Origin of the sequence: Roseateles puraquae (assembly GCF_002205845.1) — a bacterium.
GTDB classification, from domain to species: Bacteria; Pseudomonadota; Gammaproteobacteria; order Burkholderiales; family Burkholderiaceae_C; genus Pelomonas; species Pelomonas puraquae.
Genome location: NZ_NISI01000007.1, coordinates 23,814 through 49,964 on the forward strand (window position 1 = coordinate 23,814; position 26,151 = coordinate 49,964).

Genomic DNA, 26,151 nt, shown 5'->3' on the forward strand with positions numbered 1-26,151 from the left:
TGCCCAAACCCACGGTCGACCGCGGTTGCGGGGTCTTGCCCCGCGCTGCGCGTCAGCCCCGGCCGGGCGACGAGTGCTTCTGGCCGCCGCAGCCGGCGATCTCGATGCGCGTGGCCGTCAGCGTCGTGCCGCTGAGCGTGCCGCGCAACTTGACCTGCGCGCCCACCACCAGGCAGCTGGACGAGCCCGACTCAAACTCCGCCTTGCTGGCGTCCACGGTGTAGGTGCCCGCCGGCACATTGGTGTTGGCGGCGGTGACGGTCACCGTGAACGACGTGGTGCTGGTGATGCTGGCCACCTTGCCGATGACGCCCGGGTTGTACTTCTCACCCTTGCCGGGATTGGACGAGGCGCCGTCCAGGTCGAACACCGTGGCCGTGATCTGGGTCGTGCCGGTGCCCGCGGCCTTGCCGGCGAAGCGCACCGTGGCGCCCACCGTCACGTCGCTGGCCTGGCCGTGCGCGAAGCGGGCCGAGCTGACATCCACCACCACGCTGTTGCTGCTGGGCAGGAAATTGGCGTCCGTCAGCGACACCGTGATCAGCGAGCCGCTGACGGCCGTCACCGTGCCCGCACCGCGCAGCCGCGGCAGGGTGGCGGTGCCGTCGCCCGTGCTGCCGGCGGGCAGCACATGCACCACGCTGGCGGTCACGGTGGCCGGGTCGGCCGTGGTGGCGCCCGGCGTCACCTTGCCCTTGACCTCCACGTTCGCGCCCACGGCCAGGTCGGCGAGCGTCAGCTTGGCCTGGGTCTGCTCATTGACGATCGTGGCGTCGGCCGCCAGCGTGACCACGACGCTGCCCAGCCGGCTGTCGTTCACCGTGAAGCTGCCGGCCGTGGTGTTCACCGCCGTCACGCTGCCGTGCACCTCGGCCTGCTGGCGGATGAACTTGCCGAAGGCTTCGCCGGCATCGCGCCGTTCCACCACCGCAGTGACGATGCCGGTGGTGGCGTCGTAGGAGAACTTCGCGAGGTTGAAGTCCAGCACCAGTTGGCCGGTGTTGGCCGGGTTGAGGTCCAGGTCGCGCAGGGTCAGCACCTGGTCGGCGCCGGTGCTGTTGAAGCGGGCGGAAAGGGTCTTGCTGCCGTCCAGCGACACTAGTTGCACCGCATTGCCCAGGGTCACCTTGATCTGGGCGTACACGCCGGCCGGCAGGGTCACGGTCGACATGAACTGGCCCACGTCGGCCAGGGACGACAGGTTGACCGAGACCGGGCTGGCCGAGGCATCCAAGAGCGTGACCTCGGTGCCGGCGCCGTCCACCGCCGTGATCTTCTTGATCGTGACCCAGACCTTGGAATATTCCGTGGCCAGGTTGTCCGTGATGTAGGTCTGCAGCTTGTAGGACAGGGGGGAAGCCGTCGGGGCTTCGGTCGTGCTGCCGCCCCCGCCGCCGCAGGCGACGAGCAGGGCCGTGGCCGCACTGGCCGCGGCGGCCAGGCGCAGGAGAGAAGTGCTGATGGTCATCGTGGGTCTCCGCAGGTGAGCCGGGCGGGGAGAGGCCCGGATGCTGCGGACAACGATGCGGCGCGCAGGTTTTATCCCTGCCGTGGGGTCGGTGTGTGTCGAAACGTCAATGCGCCGCGGCCAGCGCGGTGGCGGGCAGGCCGACGATGCCGTGGCCATAGATGCGGTCGCGCCCCGGTTCGCCGGCGTCCAGCGCGTTGCGCGCCAACTGGGCGACCGCTGCCTGGGCTGCGGCCGGGTCGGGTTGGCGAAGGCGCAGCGCGAGCGCCGCAGCCACCACCGGCGCGGCGAGCGAGGTGCCGCGCCAGGTGCGGGTGGTGCCGTCAGGGCCGGGCAGCTCCACGATGCCGGGCGCCGCAAACGCCACATGCTCGCCACGCCCGGCCTCCACCAGCACGCGGCCCTGGCGGTCGACGGCGGTCACCGCGATCACGCCGGGGTAGGCCGCCGGGTAGAGCGGCGGTGCTGCAGGCCCGTCATTGCCCACGGCGGCCACCAGCAGATGCCCACGCGCCAGGAAGGCCGCGACCACGGCGGCCATCACGCGGTTGTAGGGCCCCACGGCGCTCACGTTCACGACCGGCACGCGCTCGGCGTCCAGCGCCTGAAGCGCTGTCGCGATCGCATCCACCGCGCCCTGGCCGCAGCCCAGGTCCGCCGCATGCAGCACCGGACGCCGGCCGGCCTGCTGCAGGCCGCGCGCCAGCACCAGGGCCACGGCCTGACCATGCCCCTCCGGCACGGCCCGCGACAGGCAGCGAGCCCCGACGGGACGCACCTCGCCCGGCAGGGTCAGCTCGCCACCCGGCACCAAGGCTTCATCGATGAGGCCCACATGCACCGGTTCCGGCGGCGGTGCCGAGGTGGCAGGCGCCGGTGGTGGCGGTGCGCGCCGGGCAGGCTCGGTGCGGCCGCTGCCGAGCAGCACATGGTTGAAGTCGATTTCGGCCTCCGGCACCAGGCGGCGGCCCAGCGCCACCGCGCGCGCCAACGTCAGGTCCGCCGGTGTGCGCAGCACGATCAGGCGGCGGCCCAGCACCGCGCTCTCGCGCACCGCAATGAAGCCGCGCCGGGCCAGCGCGGCTGGCAGCTCGGCATCCGCGGGCAGCAGCATCGTGATCTCGGCCCGCAGCACCGGCGCGCCGATGGGGTCGCGTTCATAGGCCAGCGGGTTGCTGCGCACCAGTTGGTCGCCGCGCTGCCAGCGGGCCTCCGGCATGTCAGCGCCCGGGCGCGGCAGGGGGCCGCCGTTGCGGTCATCGCCCTCGCGCCGCCCGCTGCCGTCGCGCGTGCTGCCGTCCTCCCGTCCGTTGCGGCCGGGCCCGGCCCCATCCTTGGCCGCGTCGTCCGTGCGCGCCCCGTCCTTGCCGCTGTTGTTGCTGCCCGGGTTGCTCGGGGTGGTGCGCCCGCCGGGCCAGCCGCTGGTGGGGGTGGACGGCAGTGTCATGGGGCGGGACAGGCCCGAACTGCCGCTGCCGCTGCCACTGCCACTGCCGCCCCCGCGGTTGTCACCCCAGGCCGTGGGCGCCAGCAGGAGCAGGGCCAGTCCCAGGGTGCGCAGCGTGGCGTTCAGCGTGACCATGCCACATCATCGGCGCAAGTCGGGCAGCTGGCATCCGGTGTGTGCCCGGCCCAGTGCCACCATGCGCCCGCCGCGAGGACGAGCCCGACCAGCACCATCACGCGTCGGCGACGCGGCCCGCGCTTCATGGTGCCCAGGCCGCGTCGCGTGCGGCGCGCTCCTGGGCCGCGTCCAGGGCGAGGCCCGCAATGCGCTGGTCGATCGCGTCCAGCACCGCGGCCGGCAGGTCGGCGCTGGCCAGCCGCAAGCGATCAGCCGGCACGGAAGCGGCTGCAGCCGCCGGCGCCGTCAGCACGACGACTTGCCACTGGCCCGCCGCACGGCAGGCCAGCCCCCGGCCGGCAGGGGCCGCAAAGCTGCGGCAAAACTCGCCGCTGCGGTCGCGAAAGCTCAGCAGCAGCCGCGTGCCGTCGGGGCGCATCTCGCCCGACAGTCCATGCTCCAGCGCTTCGGCCAGCGCACCGCGGGCCACCAGGTGGCCATCGGCCTGGGCCTGCACGGTGCCGCCCGAGGTGCCGGGGGCCCATTGCGGCAGCAGCACCGCCGCCATCGCCACGGTGGCGGCCAGGCCACCCCAGGCCGCCCACTGCCAGGTGGGCCGCGAGCGCGAAGCGCGCCGGCTGCTCAGCGAGACCACACGGGCGCTCCCGGCCGGCGCGGCCAGAGGCTCGCCGCGGGCCGCGGCCGCCAGCGTGTCCGGCACCGGCTCGGCAAGCTCGGCGGCGAAGGCCTGGCGCAGTTGATCGTTGAGGGCGCGCAGCCGGGCGGCGCGGGCGGCCAAGGTGGCGTCCTGTGCCACGGCCTCGGCCACGCGGGCGGCCTCGGCCGGCGGCAGCTCGCCATCGACCCAGGCCATCAGGGTTTCGTCGGTCACGCCGAGCATGGCGGGTTCTCCTCGGGCGCCAGCAGCGCCTGCAGTTGGTCGCGCGCCCGGGCCAGGCGGCTGGTCAGGGTGCCGATGGGCACGCCCAGCACCTGAGCGGCCTCCTTGTAAGACAGCCCCTCGATCAGCACGAGGGCCACGGCCGCCCGCTGGTCGTCGTTCAGCCGGGCCACGGCCTGGCGGACGGCGAGCGCGTCCAGCGGCGAACTCTCCGGTGCCGCAGCGGCCTGCACGTCGGCCCCGTCCACCAGCACCTGGGCCTGGCGCTGCCGGGCACGGATTTCATCGATCCAGGCGTTTTGCATGATGCGAAAGACCCAGCTGTCCAGCCGGGTGTCCGGCGTCCAGCGGGCCTGGTGCTGCCAGGCGCGTTCCAGGGCGAGCTGCACCAGGTCGTCCGCGTCCTGCGGATGACCCGTCAACAGCCGTCCGAAGCGGCGCAGGCGCGGCACCAGGGCCGCCAGCTCGGACCCGAAAGAGGCGGGGGAAGCTGGATGGGAGTTCATGACATGCCCCGACAACGCTCGGCGCGCCGGTTTTCTTCCGTCGCAGATAGGCCCGCCAGTGTGCCGCCTCCATTCGCGGGGGGCGCGGAACTCAAACCCGCCCGGCGTGACTCACCCCGCGTGCGACCGCCAGGTCGACGGCCGCCCGTGCCGAGCCCTTGACCTGCCTCTTGCCTGCCTTGCTTCCCGCCTTGCTTCCCGCCCCCCGACATCGCCGCCCGCTCTCCTGCCTGCCGCTGCTGGCCGGCCTGCTGCTGCCGTCGGTGGTGGGGGCCACCACACCCGCGGTGGTGCCGACCCCGGCCGAACTCGCCCGCCCGCCCGAGGCCGCCCGCGCCGGTGAGCTGCCGCCCGAGCGCCCGCAACCGGCGCGCGAGCTGGGCAAGCCCGAGGACGACCTGCGCCTGGACGTGGCCGCCTACACCGTGGCGCCCGATGCGCCCGCCGCCTTGCGCGCGGCGCTGCCGCGGCTCACCGCCGCCTTCACCGGCCCCGGGCGCGGTTTCGAGGACCTGGTGAACGCCGCCAACGAGGTCACCCGCTTCCTGCAGCGCGACCTGGGCTACTACCTCGGCTATGCCTACATCCCCGAGCAGGTGTTCGACGGCCGCAGCGTGCGCATCGCGGTGCTGGAGGGGCGCCTGGACCGGGTCGAGCTGAACTGGACGGAGGGCCTGCCCATCGAGCGCGAGGTAGTGGAGGCCTATCTGGCCCGGCTGCGGCCCGGCGAGGTGCTGACCGTCGACGCGGTCGAGCGCACGGTCTTTCTGATCAACGACCTGCGCGGCATCACCACGCGCGCCGAGGTCAAGGCCGGCGCCACGCCCGGCACGGCGACCCTGGTCTTCACGCCGCGCGCCGAGAACCGTACCAGCGGCAGCCTCGATGCCGACCTCAATGGCTCGCGCTACATCGGCGGCCAGCGCCTGGGCGGCCAGGTGGTCGTGGCCAGCCCCCTGGGCCGGGGCGACGGGTTGTCGGCCTCGCTGCTCAGCGCCACCACGGCCGGCTTGCAGTTCGCGCTGCTCGGCTACACGCGGCCCCTGGGCGCAGACGGCTTCAAGGCGGGCTTGTCGCTGTCGCTGGTGCGCTACCAGCTCGACAAGCAGGACTTCCCGTTGGGCCTGGACGGAGACAGCCGCACGCTCAATGTCTTTGCGCTCTACCCCTGGGTGCGCTCGCGCAACCTCAACCTCTTCGTGCTCGGCGCGGTCGATGCCAAGCGCTATGTCGACCGGGTCGCGGCGCTGTCGACGACCAAGCGGGTGGACGACCTGACGCTCGGACTGAGCGGTGACTTTCGCGACAGCCTGTTCACCGGCAGCGTCAACACGTTCGAGTTCAACCTGATGCAGGGGCAGCGACGCTTCCCGGCGGGCGTGCCGGCGGGCAATGACGATGACGCGCGCTTCACCAAGCTGGCCTTCAGCGTGTCGCGGCTGCAGAACCTCGTCAGCAACCGCCTGCTGGCCTACCTGACCTTGCGCGGGCAGTGGAGCGGGCACAACCTCGACTCCACCGAGCAGTTTCGCGCCGGTGGCCCCAATGGCGTGCGGGCCTTTGCGCCCGGCGAGGGCACCGGCGACAACGGCCTGGTGGGCAGCCTTGAGCTGCGCTGGCTGCCGCCGGCCCGCCTGTTCGGCCGCTGGGCCAACGAACTGGTGCTCGCCGCCTTCTACGACGCCGCCGCTTTGCAGTACCGGCACGACCCGACGCGGGTAGAGCGTGACCCGGGCTACGTCAACCACGCCCGCTTGGGCGGCGCCGGCGTGTCGCTGGTGTGGGCCCGGCCCAACCAGTGGGCACTGCGGGTGAGCCTGGCCACGCCCACGGCCGGGCAGGCCCGGGGCGAGGACGGCGCGCGGCGAATGCGCCTGTATGCGCAAGGAAGCTGGAGTTTCTGACGTGGCAAAGCCGCAGCCCCCCTGCATCGGTCGCCGCGCTGCTCGCGTCGGCCGGCCCGCTGCGCTGGGCCTGGCCCTGAGCCTCGCGCTGGCCTATCCACTCGCGCACGCGCTGCCGCAGGGCGGGCAGGTGGTGCAGGGGCAGGTATCGCTCAGCCCGGGCCTGATCCAGCAGGGCAGCGACAAGGCCATCGTCAACTGGCAGTCCTTCTCCATCGGGGCCGGCGAATCGCTGCGCGTGCAGCAGCCGGGGGTGAACTCGGTGCTGCTCAACCGGGTGGTGGGGGGCGACCCGTCGCTCATCCTGGGCCAGCTGCAGGCCAACGGCCGGGTCTTCCTGGTGAACCCGCGCGGCATCGTCTTCGGGCGTGGCTCGCAGGTGGACGCGGGCGCCCTGGTGGCCTCCACGCTCGATCTGTCGGACGGCGACTTCCTCGCGGGCGTCTATCGCTTCTCGGCCGGTGCCGGCGCGGGCGGGCTGCGGGCCGAAGGGCGCCTCAGCGCACCCGCCGGCACCGTGGCGCTGCTGGCGCCCGACCTGGCCGTCAGCGGCCAGATCACCGCCCGTCGCGTCGGCCTCGCCGCAGCCAGCCAGGTGCAGGTGGACGTCGAGGGCGACGGCCTCGTGCTGTTCAACCTGCGCAATGAGGGCCGCGACGTGGCGCTGAAGTTCAGCGGCCAGGTGCTGGCCGAGGGTGGCAGCGTGGAGATGCGCGCCCAGGCGCGCGCGGGCGCCGCGGGTCAGGTGTTGAACATGGACGGCCTGGTGCAGGCCCGCAGCCTGCGCCAGCAAGGCGGGCGCATCCTCATCGACGGCGGAACGGCAGGCGACACCCTGGTGGCCGGTCAGATGGACGCCCGGGGCGAGACCGGCGGCCAGGTCACGGTGCTCGGCCAGCGCGTGGCCCTGCTGGATGCCGCGCGTGTCGATGCCAGCGGCCGCAGCGCAGGCGGCGAGGTGCGCATCGGCGGCGGCGTGCAGGGCCAGGGCACGACGCACAATGCCGAGGACACCGTTGTGACAGCGGGCGCCGAGATCCATGCCGATGCCACCGCGCAAGGCACCGGCGGCCTTGTGGCCGTCTGGGCCGACCGGCGTACCGACATGCGCGGCCGCATCAGTGCGCGGGGCGGTACGTTGGGTGGCGATGGCGGCTTCGTGGAGACCTCCGGTCGCGTGAGCCTGAGCCTCACGACGGGGCGGGTGGATGTGGCCGCCCCGCGGGGCCGGGCCGGCCAGTGGCTGCTCGACCCCTACGACCTCACCATCCAGGACCCAGGCGGCGCCGCCCCGGCGCCGGCGCCCACGCCGCCGTCCCTTTTCGAGTCCACCGCGGCCAGCAGCGTGCTGGACGTGCGCGCGCTCAACGACGCGCTGGGCACGGGCGCCTCGGTCACCATCAGCACCGGCAGCGCCAGCAGCCCGGGCGGGCAGGACGGCAACATCAAGGTCGACGGCGACATCCGCGCCAACGGGGCCAGCTCGCTCAGCCTGCAGGCGGCCGGCGGCATCAGCTTCACGGCCCTGGGCCAGATCCGCTCGACCAGCGGCGCGCTCGCGGTCAACCTCTCGGCCAAGACCAGCGTGGACACCACCGCCGGCAGCATCGACACCCTCGGTGGCTCGCTCACGGTGACGGCGCCCGCGGGGGCTGCGCTTGGCACCGTGCATGCAGGCGCCGTGACCGTTGACGTGTCTGGCGGCAGCGGCGGCATCACGCTGGGCAGCCTGGATGCCGGCCAGCTCACGCTCACCGCCGGCGCTGGCTTGACGACGCTGGGCGCCGGCCGCGTGACGGGGCTGAGCGTCACGACGGCCGGTGGGGCCATCACCCAGGGCGCCGGTGCGCTTGTGGTGAACGGGGCCGCCTCGCTGACGACCGGGGCGGGCAGCGTGACGCTCAGCGATGTGAGCGTGGATGACCGCCTCGACCTCACCACCAGCACCGGCCCCGTGAGCCTGGGCAAGATCAATGCGCTCGGCGGCTTGAAGTTCCGCAGCACCAGCGGCGCGCTGCAGCAGACCGATGCGCTCACGCTCAGCGGCGGGGCCGACATCAGCACGGCGGGCTCGGTCAGCCTGGATGCGACCGGCAATGCGCTCGCCGGCCCGCTGGTCATCAGTGCGGGCAGCACCCGCCTGCGCAGCGAGGCCAGCACGCCGCTCACGCTGGGCCAGACCACTGTCAACGGCACGCTCACCATCACGGCCCCCAACCCCGCGAGCTCGCTGGTGCAGACCGGGCGCATCTCGGCCAGCGGGGTGACCACGCTGAACGTGGCCGGCGACGTCGTGCTGCCCGACCTCGCCAATGCCTGGGGCAGCGGGCTTGACATCAGCGCGCGTGCGCTGGACCTGGGCGCTGGCGGCAACTTGACCTTGCAGAGCCTGTCCCTCGCGCAAGACCAGTCGCTGCGCCTGCGCGCCCAGGGCCGGCTCGACCTGGGCCCGGCCACCCGTCTCGACACCGGCGCGGGCTCGCTGACGCTGGCCAGCGGCGGTGACTTCACGGTGGTCGGTCCGCTGGCAGGGCACGACATCTCGCTGAGTGCCACCAACCGGCTGACGCTGGACAACGACGTGACCGCGACGGGGCGCCTGGACCTGGCGGCGGGCTCCAGCCTGCTGGCCGGCCTGAGGCAGACGGGTGGGCGTCTGAACGTGGCAGGGCAGACGGCGGTGAACACCGGTGCCGGGCTCATCCAGCTGGATGCGGGCAACAACCATTTCGCCGATGCGGTGAGCCTGCACGGCGGCACGACCCTGCTGAAGTCCGACGCAGCGCTCACGCTCGGCGCCTCGGCCGTGGGCGCGCTCACGGTCACGACCGCGGGCACGCTGACGCAAAGCGGCGCGCTCAGCGCCTCGGGGGATGTGGTGCTGAACGCCGGCTCGGCGGCCGTCTCGCTGGCGAACCCGGGCAACGATCTGCGCGGCGACATCACGGTCTCCGGCGCCGGCGTGAGCCTGGCCACGCAGGGCGACCTGCGCCTGGTGTCGCTGTCGCAGGGCGGGCAGCCGCAAGCCCTGTCGCTGGATGCCGGCGGGGAACTCTTCCTGCCAGCCGCGCTGACCTCGTTCGACACCGGCACCGCCGCGCTGTTGCTCGCCAGCCGGGGCACGGCGTTCACCACGCCGGGTCCGCTGCGGGGCGGCGACGTCACGCTCATCGGCCGTTCGGTGGTGCTGGCTCATGACATCGCGGCGAGCCAGGCGCTCGTGGTGCAGGCCACGGCCGGCGACGTGGTGCAGCAGCAAGGCCACCTGGCGTTGACCGGCACCGTCAACAGCCGCTTCACCTCGGGCAGCGGCGACATCGACCTGCGCCAGGCGGGCAACACCCTGCGCGGGCCGGTCGACCTGGCTGGCCGCCAGGTGCAGCTGCTGGCCGATGGCGACCTGACGCTGGGCCGGGTCGACGCCACTGGCGCGCTGCAGGTGCGCAGCACCACGGGCAAGCTGCTGCAGACCGCACAGGGCGTGTCGGTGGCCGATGCGGCCACCTTGCAGGCCGCGGGGGCGATCACACTCGATGCCGCCACCAACGATTGGAACGGGCCGGTGAACCTGACCGGCGGCGCGGCCCACCTGCAGGGGCAGGGCGCCGTGGTGCTGGACGATGTCGGTGTCAGTGCCTTGTGGCTGAAGGCCGGGGGCAACGTGAGCCAGCGCCAGGCCATCGGCATGACGGGCGCCTTGATCGTGGATGCCGGCGCCGCCGACATCGACCTGACCGCCGCGGCGAACCAGCTCAGTGGCGTGGTGAGCCTGACGGGGCGCACGGCCCGGCTGCACACGCAGGGCGCGTTGTCGCTCGGCCAGGTCATGCTCAGTGGCGACCTCAGCGCCAGCAGCACCGGCCTGCTCAAGCAGACGTCTGGGCCCTGGACGATTGCCGGCAAGGCGGGTTTTGATGCGGGCACCGCCGCCATCGAGCTCGAGGACCCCGGCAACAGCTGGGGCGGCGCGGTGTCGCTCAAGGGCGGCACGGCCAAGCTCGCGGGTGGCGCGGTCACGCTGGGCACCGTGGATGTCAGCTCGCTGGAGCTCAAGGCGCAGGGCGACATCGGCCAAGACACGACCTCGGTGAAGGTGACCGGCCGGTTCGCCGTGGATGCGGGTGCCGCCGATGTCGACCTGCGCGACCCCGACAACCAGCTCGGCGGCGCCGTTGCGCTCAAGGGTCGAGACATCAAGCTCTTCACGCAGGGGGCACTGACGCTCGACACGCTGGACACCCGCGCACTGGAAGTGGCCGCCGGCACATCGGTGAAGCTGGGGCAGGGCACGGTCAGCGGCACCCTGCGCGCCACCAGCGGCAACGGCGACATCACGCAGGCCGACGACCTGCACGTGACCGGCGCCACCACGCTGAACGCCGGCAGCCGCGACATCGTGCTGGCCGACACGGGCAATGAGTTCGGCGGCCCGCTGAGCCTCAGCGGCCGCGCGGTGACGATCTTCAATCGGCCCGACCTGAGCTTCGGTGCTGTCACCTTCAGCAGCCTGGACGCCACCAGCCAAGGCGCCATCTCGCTGGGCACCGGCAGCCTCAGCGGCAATCTCACCGCGCGCGCCCTGGGGGGCGCGATCACCCAGGTGGCGGGCGGCCTGGTGGTGAACGGCACGGCGACCCTGCAGGCCAGCACCGGCATGAGCCTGAACGAGCCGGGCAACCAGTGGCGAGGCACGCTCAACCTGCAGGGCGGCAGCACCAGCCTGACCAGCCTGGCGAGCGACACGGCGCTGCGACTGGGCAACGTGAACACCGGTGCGCTCGCGCTGACGGCCAACGGTGCCATCACGCAGACCCTGCCCCTGACCGTCCGCGGCACGGGCAGCGTGAATGCCGGCTCGTCTCTCATCACGCTGGACACCTCCGGCAACCTGTTCTCCGGCGCGCTCAGCCTGACCGGCGGCGCGGTGCAACTCACCAGCGGCAGCGCCCTCAGCCTCGCCAACCTGCAAGTGGCCTCCCTGACGGTGCAGTCCAGCGGCGGCTTGCAGCTCGGCCGTGGCGCCGTCACGGGCAACCTGGTGGCGGTGAGCAACGGCGCCACGCTGTCTCAGGCCAGTGGCGGACTCACGGTCGGCGGTGCGGCCTCGCTCAATGCCGGCGGTGGCGCGCTGCAGCTGGCGGCGTCGGGCAACAACTTCGTCGGCCCCGTGTCGCTGTCGGCGGGCGATGCAACCCTGGCCAGTGCCGGCCTGCTGCGCCTGGCCAGCTTCAATGCCCGCAACCTGACGCTGGTTGCCGGGGGCGACCTGGTGCTGGGCAGCGGTGCCGTGGCGGGCGACCTCAGCGCCACCACGCGCGGCACACGCATCTCACAGACCCAGCCGTTCACCGTGCAGGGCACGGCCCGCTTCGTGGCCGACACCAACCTCGTCGACCTGGCGCTCGACAACCCCGGCAACGAGTGGCTCGGCCCGATCGAGATGACGGGCATCAACGGCGGGCGCTTCATCAGCGCCAACCTCGCCACGGCGGGTGACCTGAGCTTCAAGGGCGATGTGCAGACGCTCACGCTGAGCAGCGGCGGCCGGCTCACGCTCGGGGGTGGCCAGAACCAGACGCTGACCGCCGCGGCGCGTTCCGGCATCGTGCAGACCGGCGCGCTCAGCGTCAGCGGCGAGACCACGCTGATCGCGCGCGGCGGCACGGGCATGGCGGTCGACCTGGGCCAGGCCGGCAACGATCTCAACGGGGTGACCCTGGCGGCCGACGCGGGCGGCAGCCTCGGCCGTGTGCAGTTGCGCGAGGCCGACGCGGGCCGCCGCGATGGCCTGCGGGTGACGGGCGATGCCGCCACCTTGGAGGTCACGTCGGCGGGCGCACTCGCCTTCGGCGGGGGGCGCTACACCAGCCTCACGGCCGACACCTCGGCCGCCGGTGCCGCCATCACGCAGTCGGCGGCGCTGGCCGTGAGCGGCACGGCGCGCTTCAAGGCCGGTGCTGGCAACCTCACCCTGACCCGCCCGGACAACCAACTGCCCACGGTGGCGGTGGACAGCGCGGCCACGGCCAGTCTGGTGAGCCAAGGCGATTTCGCGGTCGAAGCCGGCGCGGTGAGCACCCAGCTGGCCCTCGGCGGGCCGGGTGCGATCTCGCTGGTTGGCAACTTCAGCGGCAGCGGCGAGCTGCTGATGAACGGCAGCGGCGCCCTGACCCTGGACCGCGCCCACGCCTACAGCGGCGGCACGCGCATCGACAGCGGCCGCCTGGTGCTGCAGGGCCCCGCCGCCCAGGCCGGCACGGGGGCCGTGCGGCTGGGCGCCAACGGCCAGCTGGACCTGCGCGACGGCGCCACGCTGGCCAACGGCCTGGTGGTGCAGGGCGGCCGCATCACCAGCAGCGCGGGCGCCGGCACGCTGGCGGGGCCGGTCACGCTGCAGGCCGACGCCCTGTTCCAGCCGGGGGGCGGTGGGCTCACCGTGAGCGGCTCGCTGGCCGACGGCGGCGCCGGCTTCGGCCTGCGCCTGTCCGGCGGTGGCAGCTTGGTGCTCGCGGGCGTCAACCGCTACAGCGGCGCCACGGACATCGCCGCGGGCACCCTGCGGGCCGGCGTGTCGGGCGCGCTGCCGGACACCAGCGCGGTGCAGGTCGCCGCGGGGGCCACGCTGGCGCTGGGCGCTGATCAGGCCGCTGGCAGCCTGGCGGGCGCCGGCCAGGTGGCCCTCGGCAGCTTCAATCTGGCCGCCGGGGCGGACGGCCGTGACAGCCATTTCAGCGGCAGCCTCGCCGGCGCGGGCGGGTTCAGCAAGCGCGGCGCCGGTCGCCTCACGCTGGACGGCAACAACCTGCACAGCGGCGCCACCCACGTCGAGGCGGGTGAGTTGGTGCTGGCCAGCAGCACGGCCTTGAACGAGGCGACGGCCGTGATGGTCGACGCCGGTGCGCGACTGACCGTGCAGCAGCCCAGCCGCCTGGGCGCCCTGGCCGGGGCGGGCACGGTCGACGTGCAGGCGGCGCAACTGGCCGTGGGCGCCAACGGCGACAGCACACGTTGGGCCGGCAGCCTCATCGGCAGCGGGGCCTTGATCAAGCTCGGCACGGGCCGCTTCACGCTGGCGGGCAGCAACAGCTTCAGCGGCGGCCTGCAGGTGCAGGCCGGCGTGCTGGCCCTGGAGGGCGCGGGCCTGCGTCCGCTGGCTGCCGCGTCGACCGCACCAGGCCCTGTGCTGCCCGCCGGCAGTGCCGTCAGCGTGGCCGCCGGGGCCACGCTCGCCCTGCTGGCCGACGCCGGCTTCGACACCCTGACCGGTGCCGGTGAGGTGCAGCTCGGCAGCAGCACGCTCACGCTGGGCGGGGCCGGCGGCACGAGCCGCTTCGACGGCAGCTTCAACGGCACCGGTAACCTGACCAAAGCCGGTGCCGGCAGCCTGACGCTGGGGGGCCGCAGCCGCCACACCGGCACCACCCGCGTGGCCGAGGGCGAGCTGGTGCTGTCGGCCGACCAGGCGCTGGGCGGCGCCAGTGCGCTGGTCATCGACGCGCCGGGCCGCGTGCAGGTGCAGGCGGCGCAGACCGTGGCCTCGCTGGCGGGCAGTGGCCGACTGCAGCTGGCGGCCGACCTGGCGACCGGCGCCGACGGCAGTGACAGCCGCTTCGACGGCCTGATCAGCGGCAGCGGCGGGTTGGTCAAGCAGGGGGCCGGCATGCTGACCCTGACCGCCGCCAACACCTACGGCGGCGCCAGCCGCATCGAGGCCGGCGCGGTGCGCCTCAGCGGCCAGGGCCTGCTGGGCCGTGGTGACCTGCAGAACGACGGCCAGCTGCTGCTCGCGCGCAGCGAGGCGCTGACGCTCGACCAGGCCGTCAGCGGTCGCGGCAGCCTCGTCATCCAGCAGGGCGATGTGACGCTGGCCAGTGCCGGCAACCGCTACAGCGGCGCGACCCAGGTGCAGGGCGGGCGGCTGCTCACGACCACGGCCGATCGCCTGCCTGACGGCAGCGCGGTGCAGGTGGCCGCCGGCGCGCAGCTCGACCTGGGCGGCAGCGACACCGTCGCCTCGCTGCAGGCTGCCGGCAGCGTGCGCCTCGCGGGCAGCCTCACCACCACCGGCGAGCAGGTCTACACCGGCAGCCTCACGCTGGCCAACCCCGGCGGCCTCACCCTGGCCGGCAGCCTCATCGATGCCAGCCGCAGCAGCAATCAGTTCGGCAGCGCGCCGCTGGGGCTGCAGGGCGGCGAGGTGCAGATCAAGGCGCCGGGCACGCTGGTGCTGGGCGAGGTGTCGCTGGCGCGTGGCGGGCGCATCGAGGCGGAGCGGCTGTCGCTGGACGGGCGCTTGCAGCTCAGCGGCGGCAGCCTCGGCCTGGTGGCCACGGCCTCGCCCGACGAGGCCAAGGCGACGCTCTACGGCACGGCACAGGTGCCCGTGGCCGGCCAGCCGCTGGCCCTGGCCGAGGCCACCGTGCAGCAAGGCGCGGCCGGCGTCATCACGTTGGCCGAGGGCGCCCAACTGCAGGTCACGGCCAGCGGCGGCGGCTCGGTGCTGCTCACGCGCGAAGCCAACAGCTTCAAGGGCGAACTCGCCGTGCTCAGCGGCGCCGCCTACAACACCGCCTGGCAGCCCCATGCCCGCGGCACGCAGGCCATCCAGTCGCAGGTGCGTGTGGCGGGTCAGCAGGTGCTGGTGGGCGGCAGCGGCATCGAGGCCGATCTGATCCACCTGCGGGCCGACCAGCTCGCCACGGCCGGCACCGCAGCCTTGGTGGCGCGGCTGCCCTATGACGAGATCGGCCTGGGCCGCGCGCTGTCGGCGCCTGGCCTGACGCTGGAACTGGCCCCGGGCGCCTTCGGGGTGCCTGGCAGCTTTGGCACCATCAACGGCCAGGCCATCCAGGTGGCGGTGGGCAGCACCGAGACCGGCGCACGCACCACCGGCCCGAATGCCGGTTACGTGACCGTGCTGCCCAAGGCCGGTGCCCAGGGGGCGACCGCGGTGGTGCTGGTCGGGCCCAAGGTGGGCAGCGTGCCAGCGACTGGAGGTTCGCCCTACCGCTTCTTCCATGACGGCGCCGCGCGGCCGACGGAGATTCCGGTGGTCTACAACGGCGTGCTGCCGCTGACCCCCGCGGCTTCGGGCGCGTTGTCGTCCATCAATGGCGACGCGGAGGAGGCCCGCCGCGCGCGCTTCCAGGACACGGTGCGCACCGAGAACGTGACGGTGCGCCTGCGCGCCGGCGTCATTGCCGAGGTGGGCCCGGGCCGGGCGTCCACCCAGGGCAGCGAAGGCGCCCGCCCGCCCGAGGTGTGTGATCCCGCCGAGCGCCCGGTGCTGAGTTGCAAACCGCCGTTGAACACACCATGAATCAGCGTTCTGAATCGCGTGACACGCAGGGGTTGCCCCAGCTGGCGCGCCGCCGCTTCCTGTGGGGCTCGCTGCTCGGCGCGGGCCTGGCAGCGCGGCCCGCCCGCAGCGCGGCGGCGCAGGCCCGCCCCGCAGGCGTGGAGGTGCGCCTGGCCCTGCTGCTGGGCAACCGCAGCTACCCCCAGCCGTTTGACCTGCCGCCCATCCCGAAGAACCTGCGCGACCTGGAGGCGGTGCTGGTGCGTCGCGGCTTTGCGGTCACGTCGGCGCTGGACCTGGACCTGCCGGCCGCGCGCCGCGTGCTGGACCAGTTCATCACCCAGGCCGCCGCCAGCCCGCCGGACGCCACGGTCTTCTTCTACTTCAGCGGCCACGGGGTGCAGGTGGATGCCGCCAACCTGCTGCTGCCGGCGGGGCTCAACCCTTCGGCCCGCGGCGAGCAGTTGCAGAACAGCAGCATGCAGCTGCTGGCCGACGTGGTGCGCCGCCTGCCGCCCCGGCGCGAGGGCATGGTCATTGCGGTGGTGGATGCCTGCCGCACGGGGCTGAAGTCGGGTGAGGTGGTGGGCCTGAACCAGGTCGAGGCGCCGCCCGGCTGCCTCATCACGTTCTCCACCGCGGCCGGCAAGCCGGCGATCGCGCCGGCCGTGGAGACACAGAACACCTTCTACACCGGCTCGCTCGTCAAGCTGATGGCCAGCGTGCCCGACCAGACCACCTTCCCCGAGCTGATGCAGCTGGTGCGCAGCGATGTGCGCGAGACCATGCTCAACCATCCGCTGCCGGCCATCCGCCAGCTCGCGCAAGACCCCTTCATTGCCGACCACACCCGCGTGCGGCTGACCGTGGAGCCCCGCCGCGAGGGGGCCGCAGCCGCCGCGCCGGCCGACATCGACGAAGACGCCGAACTGAAGAAGCTCGAACGCCTGGCCTGGCCGGCCGAGGTGCTGCAGGTGGCCGAGGCCTTCCTGAAGGCCCGGCCGGACAGCGCCTTCGCCCCCGGCGTGCAGGTCGCGCGCGACGGCGCGCGCACCGCCATGCGTGCACTGCAGCGCAGCGACGTGCGCCTGTTCAAGGCTGCCTTCGCCACGAGTGACGACATGCCTGCCGACCAGCGCCAGGACCTGCTGCGCTGCGGCCGCGGTGACAAGGACGCCGCGGCCCGCATGGCTTGGCGCTTTCGCGAGGGCGCGCGCGGCGGCGCCGGCTACGGTGGCTCGGCCACGCAGTCGCGCTACGAGGGCTGGCTGCAGTTCGCCGTGGCCTTGGGCAACGGCATTGCGAGCTACGAGCTGGCCCTGCACTTCCGCAACACGGGCCAGCCGCTGCTGGCGGCGCAGTTCGAGGCGCGCGCCCGGGAGCTGGGCTACACGCCACCGCCGGATCTGGACAACGTGCGCAAGTAGCCGCGGGGAACTCGGCGCGGGCGGTTGCCACTCAACACCGTGCGACGCGGCGTTCCGGCCGGCGCCGCGGCATGTCAGCCCAAGAGGAACCGAACGATGGCCCACGTCAACCTGCCGTCGACGCTGAGCGTCGCGCAATGGGAGAAGCTCAAGGCTCCCAAGACGCCCGCGACCAAGCTGCCCGATGAACTCAAGCAGCTCACCAAGCTCCATCTGGCGCTCAAGTGGGACGACTTCGACGCCGCCCGGCTGAAGACGGCGGACGACATCGAGGCCGGTCAGGACAAGCTGCGCGCCGCCGAGAAGGCCGCGATCAAGGCCCTGCGCAGCCAGGCCGAGACGGTGGCCGCCGCTGCGGCCGACTACGAGACCAAGGCCAAGGCCGACAAGTCAGTGCCCAAGGACCTGGTGGCCGCAGCCAATGCGATCGCGAAGGCGGCACGCCTGTATGCCGCCGAGGTGGCGGAGGCGGTCGATGCGGCTCACCAGGCCTTGCAGGACAAGGCCGGCAAGCTCCAGGCCGACAAGGGTGATGAAGTCGACCCCAAGCAGCTGCAGCAGCTCAAGGCCAAGCTGCTGGCCGCCATGGCGACCGTGCGCAAGCAGCAGTCGCCGCGGCCCATGCGGTTCCTGATCGTGCGCGGCAAGGTGAATGCGGCGCTGGCCCTGGCCTACGCCGTGGGTACCGCGCAGGAGAAGCAGCTCAAGGCCTGCCTGCCCAACGAGGGCCCGTACAAGGTCATCAAGGACAAGACCGCGGAGGTCATCTGGGAGCAGAAGGCCGTCACCCTGGTCAGCGACCGCGTGCCGGCAGGGCTGCTGAAGAAAGTCCAGCTGTGGATGAAGAAGACGCTCAAGCTGAACGTGCGCCTGCGCCTGCGCGCCTCCAGCGGTGAGGTGGAGGAGACCGAAGGCGAGGACCTCTCCGAGAGCGACCTGAAGACCGCCACCGAGCAGGCGCGCCAGGGCATCACCAAGCAGGCGGTCGCTGCGCGGCTGGCAGGCCTGCAGGCCGGCATCCAGGCGGCCGTTCAAGCGGCCAAGGCGGCACCGGCCAAGTCCGAGATCCCCGCGCTGGTGACCCAGGTGGCCAAGCTGGTGGGGGCGGGCAGCCTGGGCGAGGCCGATGAGCTGATCGACGAGATCGAGGTGCTGCTGGAGGGCGACAGTCACGAGGCCGACAACGACAGCGAGACGGACAACGAAGCCGACGAGGTCGAGACGACCGAAGACGCGCCGGCCCGCCCCGCGCCCAAGGCCGCCCCGGGCGACGACGAAGGCCGCGCGGCCTTCACCCGGCGGCTGAGCGCGCTGCAGGCCCGCATCAAGCAGGCCTTGGCCGGCGCTTCGGCGGCCCGGGTCAAGCCCCTGTCTGACGGCGTGACCCAGGCCGCCAAGGTTGGGCGTTATGCCGATGCCAACCGGCTCCTCGATGCACTGGAGCCGCTGCTCGATCAGGGCAGCAAGGCCGGCGGTGGTGAGGCGGCGCGTGCGCAGGCGTTGGAGGCCTGGAAGACCCGTCGCGCAGCGGCGGTCAGTTCGCTGAAGGCGGTCGCCACCCAGGTGGCGGCGGCCAAGCATGCGAGCTCGGCCAAGGCCGTCATCGAGCTGCAGGCCGTGATCAAGAACCTGACCCCCGAGCCGGCGAGCCTGCAGCAGGTGAAGGACTTGCAGCGCTGGCTCGCCGACGACGACGTCGTGACCGACGTGTGCGAGCTGGCGGAGGACATCCGCACGCCGCTGCTCGGCGCCCTCGACCAGCTGCATGACGCCATCGCCGCCTGAGCGGCGGCTCGCCCCGAACGACTGAAAGCCTGTCATGCCAAGAACGAATCTGCGCGAGGTGCTGGAGCACCTGGCCACCCAGGGCCCCGGCCTGACCGCCGAGAAAGACGCCGTCACCCTGCTCGACCTGCATCTGGGCCGGGTGCAGGGCTGCCAGCCCACCGATGCGCTGGCGCAGCTGATCGAGGTGCGCGACGGCGCGCGCCAGGCGCTGAAGTCCACCTTCGCGGTGCGTACCACCAGCGTGCTGGCCCGTTCGCATGCCGACGCGCTGGACAACGCGCTGGGGCCGCTGGAGCGGCTGATCGACCAGGCCCATGCCGAGGCGCCGACCGCGCAGCAGACCTTCGAGCAACGGTGGCGCCAGGTGGGGCCGCGGGTGGAGCAGGTGCTCAAGGCCATCGCGGCAAAGAGCTTCGGTGCATCGTTGCCGGCTGAGGTTCACACCGTGCTGGCACGCCTGGAAACCTCGGGCGGCCAGCTCGCGAAGCACCGTGCAGCACCTGACTATGTGCGGGCAGGCCAGGACCTGGATCTCATCGAGAAGGACCTCGCCGAGTTCGACAAGGTGTATGGCCCGACCAACGACCAGGCCCGCAAGGACTATCTTGTCGTCAAATCGAACCTGGAGAAGGGGCTGCTGGCACAGCTGGAGCCCGCGCTGGCCGCAGGCAAGTTGGGGCAGCCGGTCTTCGGGTTCTTTGCCGATGCGGTGAACAAGTACACCGAAGCCAAAGCCTTGATGGATCGCGGTGAGAAGGAGCAGGACTACCCGCCCGCACTGAAAGCTGCCAAGTCGCTGGCCACCTCGGGGCCGGTTCGGTTGAAGGGGGCCCTCAACGACTTCCGGCAGGACTGGCAGCTGCGCGAGGCGCCGATCCGCTCGCTGCTGGACGGCCTGGACCAGGGCGCGTTCGCGGGTGTCGACGGCAAGGCCCTGAAGACCGCCATGCAGCAGGTCACGCAAGCCCTCAAGACGCTGGATGCTGACCTGGAGGTGGCAGCGGCCCGCGCGCTGTTCGAGCAGGTCGAGCAAGCGGCCGCCGAGGTGCGCGAGGCCATCGCCAAGAGCTTCGTCAAGGGTGGGGCCAAGACACCGAAGGCGGCCCGCGCCCAAGCGGTGGCGATGCTCAAGCACGACCCGGACGTGATGAAGGCGGTCGCCGACGAACCTGGCGGCGGCGCGCTGATCGACACAATGGTCCAGGACCTGGGCGGCAAGGCCAAGGATGCCGACAGCAAGGCCTTCGTGCGCGCGGCCATCACCGCCCGCTTCGGGCCCGAGCTGGGCAACAAGGACCTGACCACCAAATACCTGCCGCGCCTGTACAAGGCCCTTGGCATGGTGCCGGCGTCGCACACGCTGGACAACCCGATGCTGCGCACCATCAACCGGGATCGCACCAAGCTCGTTCCCTCGGGCGACTACGAAGACGGCAAGGGCGTCATCAATCTGCAGGTGCCGCGCACCGGCCTGGTCGACTCGATGGTCACGCTGGCCACCCGCATCCTGCCCGAGAAGCTCATGGGCAAGATGACCACCGGCGCCGACGTGACGGTGTTCGACCTGCTGGCCCTGCATGAGGTGGGTCATGCGGTGGACGACAAGCTGCAGTTCATGAACGGCAAGGCCGGCAACGTCACTTATGGCGGTTGGCAGAAGCACGCCGTGGAGGAGGTCGCGGCAGCGCTGGGCACCGCGCATGGTTTCTTCAAGGACTGTGCCGGCGAGGGCTCCAAGGCCTTCTTGACGGCCTACCTGAAGGCCGTGCTCGAAAAGAAGAAGCCGCAGGCCGAGAGCAGCGTCACCAGCATGGCCGCCGGTGCGAAGGCGCCGAACTGGAAAGCGCTGGCCCAGCATGCCGCGGTCGAGGTGGCGGAGAACATCCGCCTCAAGAGCAGCGACAAGGGCCTGTGGGACCGGGGCGACTCGGCGGCCAAGAAGTACGCGATCGGGAGCTCGGTCTACCAGGAGTGCTACGAGGGCCAGTGGGTCAGCTATGCGCTGTCAGCCCGCGCCAGCAAGGTCACCGACTACCAATTCCGCGCGGACGGCGAGTGGTATGCCGAAGCCTATGCCGCCTTCTTCGTGGGCAAGCTCCCGGCCAGCCATCCGCTGTACCCCGTGCTGACCCAGGACAAGCAGTCGACGGCCGCCGCCCAGCGCGCGGCTCGCTGAACGAGGGACACCCATGTCACGCCTGTTTTCCCAGACCTTCTCCTGCAGCCACTGCGGTGCCCCCCAGGAGATGGGCATCGTCGCCAGCATCAATGCCGACCGCCGCCCCGATCTGCGCGAGGCGGTGCTGGACGACCGCTACCAGCGCGGCGAGTGCAGTGCCTGCGGCAAGGGCTACCGCGTGGAGCCCGACCTGACCTACCTGGACGTGGGCCGCGGCCAGTGGATCCTGGTGCGGCCTGCCAGCCACCTGGCCGAGTGGGCCCCGACCGAAGCCCTGGCGGCCGCGGCCTTCGACCGCGCGCATGGCGCCGGTGCGCCCGACGAAGCCCAGGAGGCCGGCCTGCAGCCGCGCCTGGCCTTTGGCTGGCCGGCCTTTCGCGAGAAGCTGCTGTGCGCCGCCCATGGGCTGGACGACGTGGCGCTGGAGCTCGCCAAGCTGGCCGTGATGCGCTCGGCCCGTGACCTGCCGCTGGATGACGCGCTCGAACTGCGCCTGAGCGCCGTCGCTGCCGACACGTTGACGCTCACCTGGACGATGGCCGGCGGCGACCTGGCCGTCGAGCAACTGACGCTGCCGCGCGCGCTGCTCGATGGCCTCGCCCACGACGTCGCCTGGGCACCTGCACGGGCCGAGCTGACCGCCGGTCCCTATGTCGACCTCAACCGACTCCTCGTGCCGGCCGACGAGGCCGCCTGAGCTGCCTCTTCGCCTGCCACCCTTCGACACCGCCATGCCTGCCAGCCACGTCCGCGAAGTCCTTGAAGCCATCGCCCGCTCACCGGCGGGCCTCACCGAGGAGCGCGATGCCGTGGCCCTGCTCGACGTGCATCTGGCCGCCGTGGAAGACGCCGACGCCGGCCATGGCCTGGAGCGACTGGTGCAGGTGCGCGACGCGGCGCGCCAGGCCTTGGACCGCACGTTCAAGGTGCGCACCACCAGCGTGGTGGCGCGCTCGCATGCCGATGGGCTCGTCACGGCGCTGGGGCCGTTGGAACACCTGATCGACCAGCTGCAGACCGCCGAGCAGCGCGAGCGCCAGGCCATCGCACGGTTGGACGCCGAGCTCGGCCTGCTGCAGGCCGTGCCGCCGGACGCCGCGCTGGCGGCGCTGCTGGAGCGCGTCACCGACACCGAGCGCCTGCTCCAGTCCACCGGAGAGCTCGGGCGCGACAGCAAGGCCGTTGCGGCGCGGCGCAGGGCCGTCGCAGCCGCAGGGAAGCCCGTGCAGCAGCAGCTCGCCGCGCTTCAGCGGGAAGAGGCCGAGCGGGTGGAGGCCAAGCGCCGGGCGTCACAGCAGGAGGCGCTGCGCCTGAAGGCCGCCATGGCCGAGGTGACCGCGCAGGACCCGGTCGACCTGACACGCCTGCGCGAGCTCGTGAAGGCCGAGAACGAGCGCGCCGGTGCGCTGGAGGCCGAACTCAAGCTCGCCGCCCAGCTGCAGCTGCCCATCGCGCCGCCGCCGGCCAAGGTGGCCTTCGCCGACAACACCAACCCGCAGGCCGCCGCCTGGACCGACACGATCTGCGCGAAGGCCTTTGCCAAGTACACGTGGTTCGAGTTCAAGGACCTGCGCAAGTCGGGCCAGCCGGTGGTTATCGACGGGCTCGCGGCGCAGACCGTCATCACCGACGACGTGATGTGGAAGCTCTACCAGTACCGGCGCAGCGTCATCGACCAACTCATCGTGACGCTGCAGGCCGAGTTCAAGAACCAGCTGATGTTCAAGAGCAGCGGCAGCGAGGACATCGAGTCCGACCTGGACATCACGGTGGCCTCGGTCACGCCGGGGGATGACGTGAAGGCCATGACCCGCTTCAACGCCGAGATCAAGCGCCGCTTCGGTCGCCCGCCGGGCCGGGTCTTCGACACCAATCTGTATGCGCGCGACTACCGCGCCATCGAAGACAACATGTCACCCCGCCGCGGGTCAGCACCGCAGGATCACGACATCGACCAGCCCACCGACGAGATGGCCAAGATGAGCGGCATCGACCAGGACGTGGCCACGCTGATGAAGCAGCGCCGCTTCCTGGACGAACCCACCTTCACCGCCATGTGGCAGGACCTGCTCAAGGGCATCCGCGACCCGCAGGACCGCAAGCGCATCCAGCAGCGGTTCGAGGAGGCCGAGGCGGCTTACCTGCTCACCGCGCAGGAGAAGGTCGAGCGAATTCGCACCAAGGTCGAGGCGCGCCGGCTGGCGGTGCTGGCCCGGGCCAAGCAGGGCGGCGCCAAGATCAGCCCGCAAGAGACGGCGGCCTTCAAGACCTACGACCAGCTTAAGAAGCGCTATGAGCTCGCCCGCGAGGCGCATGACCTCAAGGCGGTGCAGCAGCTGCTGCCCGACCTGCTGGACCTGCTGGAGACGCAGTTCCCCGACGAGGTGATGGACGCCACCGACGACCAGTACGCCGAGCGCATGGCCGCGCTGCGAGCCGACCAGGCACGCCTGGCCGCTCTGGTGAAGCAGCATCCCGAGGAGGGCCCGGGCTGTGCCAAGGCGCACCCGGACCAGACCCATGCGCAGTGGCTGGACGGGCTGAACGCGCTCAAGGCGCGCATCAAGCAGGCGCAGTTCACGCACATCATGTTCGCCAACGAGGCCTACATGAGCGAAGGCGCCATCACTCACATCGTCGCGGGGGCCCAGGCCGCTTCGCCCAAGAAGAAGCAGGCCGTGCTCGACAACATCCAGCCGGCCGAATTGCTGCAGTCCACCAACGAGCAGCTGGCCGACTTCTTCAAGGACATGAAGCACATGGCCCACGCCGAGCACGAGGCCTCGGGCGCGACCGCCAAGCGCCGCGCCACGGGTGAGGCCTTCGTGCACGCGTCCAAGTACCTGTCGCGCATGCTGGACGGCGCGGCCATGCTGCAGGAGAAGTACGCCGCTGACCCGGTCGTGAAGCCGCTGCTGGAGGGGCAGCCCTACACGCTGTGCCAGCGTGCGGGCGTGGCGGGGCCACGCGCGCTGCAGGAGCAGGTGGACAAGCAGCTCGTCAAGCTGCGCAAGAGCGCCACCATCCCGGGTGACGCCAAGGCCGAGCTGGCCGTGGCCGAGGTCCAGCAGATGTTCCAGGTGAGCAGCGTGGCGGAGTTGCGCACGCTCATCATGGGCTTCAGCCGCGAGTTCAATGAGCGGGTGCGCCAGCTGCCCAGCTTCCGCGCGGCCCAGCAGGTCGACCGCGAGACCGAGCGGGCCTACTTCCGGCCGACGACGGCCAAGCCCGCCTGATCCGGCCCGGCGCCCGGCTTGGCACCTGACGCCGGCCGGACGCTGCCAGCGCTCAGCCGAGCGACTTCAGCAGCGCTTCCAGCTCCGCATCCACATCGTCGTCCGCGGGCGCAGCCGCCGGGGTGCTTGCAGGCGCCGGCTCGTCGTTCAGGCTTGCCAGCAGCGCGTCGAGATCATCCACAGCGCCATCGGGGGCAGCGTCAGCGGCAGCGGTCGTGTCGGGCGCTGCACCGTCGCCGTCAAGGTTGGCGAGCAGGGCGTCCAGGTCGACATCGTCGTCGGTGGCCGCAACGGCAGGTGAAGGGGTTGCCGCCAGCGGCCCGTTCGAGGTGCTGCGCGCTGTGCGCGGGGGGGCGTCGCTGCGGTCGGGCAGCCGGCTGCGCACCGCCACCGCCATTTCCACGCCCGTGCGTGCGCCGGGACGCGCGGCGGCGGCAGCGGGGGGCGTGAACGTGCCGGCCACGGTGTCCGGCCCGGTCAGCTGCACCAGCGGCTCGCCCTTGTGCGCCATCAGCGCCTTCACGCCGTAACGCGCAAGTTCGGTGGCAGCTGCGGTGGTGATGAAGCGCTCGGTGCAGGGCAGGGCGGTGCTGTCGCCGTCAGCGTCCACGAAGTGGTGAAAGGGCAGGTCGCCGACGTTGGGGGCGCCGCCCTGGCCGGCCAGCACCGTCAGGGCCAGCAGCGCGGGGTGGCCCCAGAGCATGCCGGACAGGCCGTCGGCGGCGGTGAATTCCTCGAAGGCGAACGACGAGATCGGGTCGCTCTTCTTGCCGTAGGGATGGCGCAGCAGGAAGCGCGGCCCGAGCAGCGCCAGGCGGCGGGCCTCAGGCAGGCCGCGCAGCGCCGCGAAGGCGTCCACGACGAGCGGATGCGGCGGCTGGCGCGGCTGGCTGAGCGCGTCCACGGCCATGGCGGTGAAGAAGGTGGCGCCGGCTGCATCGGCCAGCTTGGCCATGCGGCCGAGCAGCTCGGTGTGCGGCGGCGTGGGCTCGAACTGGTAGAGGCCGGCGATGTAGGTGTAGCCGCCGTCCTTGGTTTCGGCGGGCCGGCTCACGAGCAGCTGGTGCAGGCCGGTGTCGCTCAGGTCGTCGCTCGCGCTCAGGTCGGCGGCCAACTCCTCGGCGCTGATGTCGATGAGATGGACCTGCAGCATCGGTCCGGTCTCCAGCCGGCGCAGCAGGAAGTCCACGCCGCGCCACAGCGACTCGGTGGCCTGGAAGTCGGCCTGGTGCAGCACGGCGCGCATGGCGTCGGCGATGGCCGCGTCCAGCGTGGCCAGCAGCCCGGCCTTCTCGGGCTTGGCGGCGGGCACGATGAAGGGGCCGATGATGTTGCGCAGCAGGGTGTCGATGCGCTCCCCGCTGTCGGGCGCACTGGCGCGACCGGTGAGCCGTGCGAAGTCGCTGAGCCGGGCGCCGGCCGACGGCGCCGCGCCGCGGGCCCGCACGCCGCGCCCGGCCCTTGAAGCCTTCAGCGTGGCGCCGCCCATCTTGGCGACCTCGGCGGCGGCCTTGTCGAACGTGGCGGGGTTGTTCAGGCGCTTGCGCAGCTCGCTGAGCTGCCTGAACAGCGCCAGCTCGCGGAACAGCGTGTCGGGGTGGAAGGACTCCAGGTCGGCCAGCGCGATCTCCACTGGCGCGCCGTCCGCCCCGACCGGCAGGCTGAGCGTGATGGCCTGCTGGCCCAAGGCATCGTCCAGCGAGTCGAACTCCACGGCCCGCGGCTTGCGCCGTGCCAGGGCGGCGCCCGTGTCGAGCCGCCCGTTGGCCGCGCCGCCGCCGAAGTCGCCGAGCAAGGCGATACGCAGCGGGCGCTTGGCCGCCCAGGCGGGCGGCGAGGTGTCGAGGTGGCCGTAGTCGGGGGTCCAGTCGCTCATGGTC

12 protein-coding genes are annotated in these 26,151 nt (G+C 72.3%); 7 read left to right on the forward strand and 5 right to left on the reverse strand.

Going from position 1 to position 26,151, the window contains the following annotated elements; translation table 11 throughout:
* Window positions 1-52 precede the first annotated feature (52 nt).
* The 4 genes from CDO81_RS17430 to CDO81_RS17445 form a co-directional block, all read right to left on the reverse strand.
* Window positions 53-1,468, reverse strand: coding sequence for a DUF4382 domain-containing protein (locus CDO81_RS17430; RefSeq protein ID WP_158218331.1), 1,416 nt, complete (start codon window positions 1,466-1,468; stop codon window positions 53-55).
* A gap of 106 nt (window positions 1,469-1,574) precedes the next feature.
* Window positions 1,575-3,050 (reverse strand): S8 family serine peptidase, encoded by a 1,476-nt coding sequence (locus CDO81_RS17435; protein ID WP_088484504.1) that lies wholly within the window; start codon window positions 3,048-3,050, stop codon window positions 1,575-1,577.
* Window positions 3,051-3,174: 124 nt separating this feature from the next.
* The gene (locus CDO81_RS17440; protein ID WP_088484505.1) at window positions 3,175-3,933 is read right to left on the reverse strand and encodes a hypothetical protein; all 759 of its coding nucleotides are present in this window, start codon (window positions 3,931-3,933) and stop codon (window positions 3,175-3,177) included.
* Complete coding sequence (locus CDO81_RS17445; RefSeq protein WP_088484506.1) at window positions 3,921-4,439, reverse strand: RNA polymerase sigma factor; 519 nt, start codon at window positions 4,437-4,439, stop codon at window positions 3,921-3,923. The genes CDO81_RS17440 and CDO81_RS17445 overlap by 13 nt, the downstream gene beginning before the upstream one ends.
* A 191-nt stretch (window positions 4,440-4,630) precedes the next feature.
* Here CDO81_RS17445 and CDO81_RS17450 point away from each other — a divergent pair, with 191 nt between their 5' ends.
* The 7 genes from CDO81_RS17450 (at window position 4,631) to CDO81_RS17480 (ending at window position 24,271) form a co-directional block, all read left to right on the forward strand.
* Window positions 4,631-6,343: a ShlB/FhaC/HecB family hemolysin secretion/activation protein gene (locus CDO81_RS17450; RefSeq protein ID WP_158218332.1), complete on the forward strand. Its 1,713-nt coding sequence runs from the start codon at window positions 4,631-4,633 to the stop codon at window positions 6,341-6,343.
* Window position 6,344: 1 nt separating this feature from the next.
* Window positions 6,345-15,662 carry an autotransporter-associated beta strand repeat-containing protein gene (locus CDO81_RS17455; RefSeq protein ID WP_158218333.1) on the forward strand — a complete coding sequence of 3,106 codons (9,318 nt, stop codon included), beginning with the start codon at window positions 6,345-6,347 and terminating at the stop codon, window positions 15,660-15,662.
* Window positions 15,659-17,068, forward strand: a complete 1,410-nt coding sequence (locus tag CDO81_RS17460) for a caspase family protein (RefSeq protein ID WP_088484509.1) — start codon at window positions 15,659-15,661, stop codon at window positions 17,066-17,068. The genes CDO81_RS17455 and CDO81_RS17460 overlap by 4 nt, the downstream gene beginning before the upstream one ends.
* A 96-nt stretch (window positions 17,069-17,164) precedes the next feature.
* Window positions 17,165-18,853, forward strand: coding sequence for a hypothetical protein (locus tag CDO81_RS17465; RefSeq protein WP_088484510.1), 1,689 nt, complete (start codon window positions 17,165-17,167; stop codon window positions 18,851-18,853).
* Between the two features lie 34 nt (window positions 18,854-18,887).
* On the forward strand, window positions 18,888-21,032 hold the full coding sequence (locus CDO81_RS17470) for a hypothetical protein (RefSeq protein ID WP_144397289.1): 2,145 nt from the start codon (window positions 18,888-18,890) through the stop codon (window positions 21,030-21,032).
* 13 nt (window positions 21,033-21,045) lie between these two features.
* A complete protein-coding gene (locus tag CDO81_RS17475; protein WP_088484512.1) occupies window positions 21,046-21,732 on the forward strand; it encodes a CpXC domain-containing protein in 687 nt (228 codons plus the stop codon).
* Window positions 21,733-21,766: 34 nt separating this feature from the next.
* Complete coding sequence (locus CDO81_RS17480; protein ID WP_088484513.1) at window positions 21,767-24,271, forward strand: hypothetical protein; 2,505 nt, start codon at window positions 21,767-21,769, stop codon at window positions 24,269-24,271.
* 52 nt (window positions 24,272-24,323) lie between these two features.
* Here CDO81_RS17480 and CDO81_RS17485 read toward each other — a convergent pair whose 3' ends face one another.
* The gene (locus CDO81_RS17485; RefSeq protein ID WP_088484514.1) at window positions 24,324-26,147 is read right to left on the reverse strand and encodes a type VI secretion system contractile sheath domain-containing protein; all 1,824 of its coding nucleotides are present in this window, start codon (window positions 26,145-26,147) and stop codon (window positions 24,324-24,326) included.
* Window positions 26,148-26,151 lie beyond the last annotated feature (4 nt).

What these genes read in the sequence shown, in the direction of transcription:
- CDO81_RS17430 (WP_158218331.1), bottom strand. Translation starts at nt 1,468, where the DNA reads ATGACCATCAGCACTTCTCTCCTGCGCCTGGCCGCCGCGGCCAGTGCG.
- CDO81_RS17435 (WP_088484504.1), bottom strand. Translation starts at nt 3,050, where the DNA reads ATGGTCACGCTGAACGCCACGCTGCGCACCCTGGGACTGGCCCTGCTC.
- CDO81_RS17440 (WP_088484505.1), bottom strand. Translation starts at nt 3,933, where the DNA reads ATGCTCGGCGTGACCGACGAAACCCTGATGGCCTGGGTCGATGGCGAG.
- CDO81_RS17445 (WP_088484506.1), bottom strand. Translation starts at nt 4,439, where the DNA reads ATGAACTCCCATCCAGCTTCCCCCGCCTCTTTCGGGTCCGAGCTGGCG.
- CDO81_RS17460 (WP_088484509.1), top strand. Translation starts at nt 15,659, where the DNA reads ATGAATCAGCGTTCTGAATCGCGTGACACGCAGGGGTTGCCCCAGCTG.
- CDO81_RS17465 (WP_088484510.1), top strand. Translation starts at nt 17,165, where the DNA reads ATGGCCCACGTCAACCTGCCGTCGACGCTGAGCGTCGCGCAATGGGAG.
- CDO81_RS17470 (WP_144397289.1), top strand. Translation starts at nt 18,888, where the DNA reads ATGCCAAGAACGAATCTGCGCGAGGTGCTGGAGCACCTGGCCACCCAG.
- CDO81_RS17475 (WP_088484512.1), top strand. Translation starts at nt 21,046, where the DNA reads ATGTCACGCCTGTTTTCCCAGACCTTCTCCTGCAGCCACTGCGGTGCC.
- CDO81_RS17480 (WP_088484513.1), top strand. Translation starts at nt 21,767, where the DNA reads ATGCCTGCCAGCCACGTCCGCGAAGTCCTTGAAGCCATCGCCCGCTCA.
- CDO81_RS17485 (WP_088484514.1), bottom strand. Translation starts at nt 26,147, where the DNA reads ATGAGCGACTGGACCCCCGACTACGGCCACCTCGACACCTCGCCGCCC.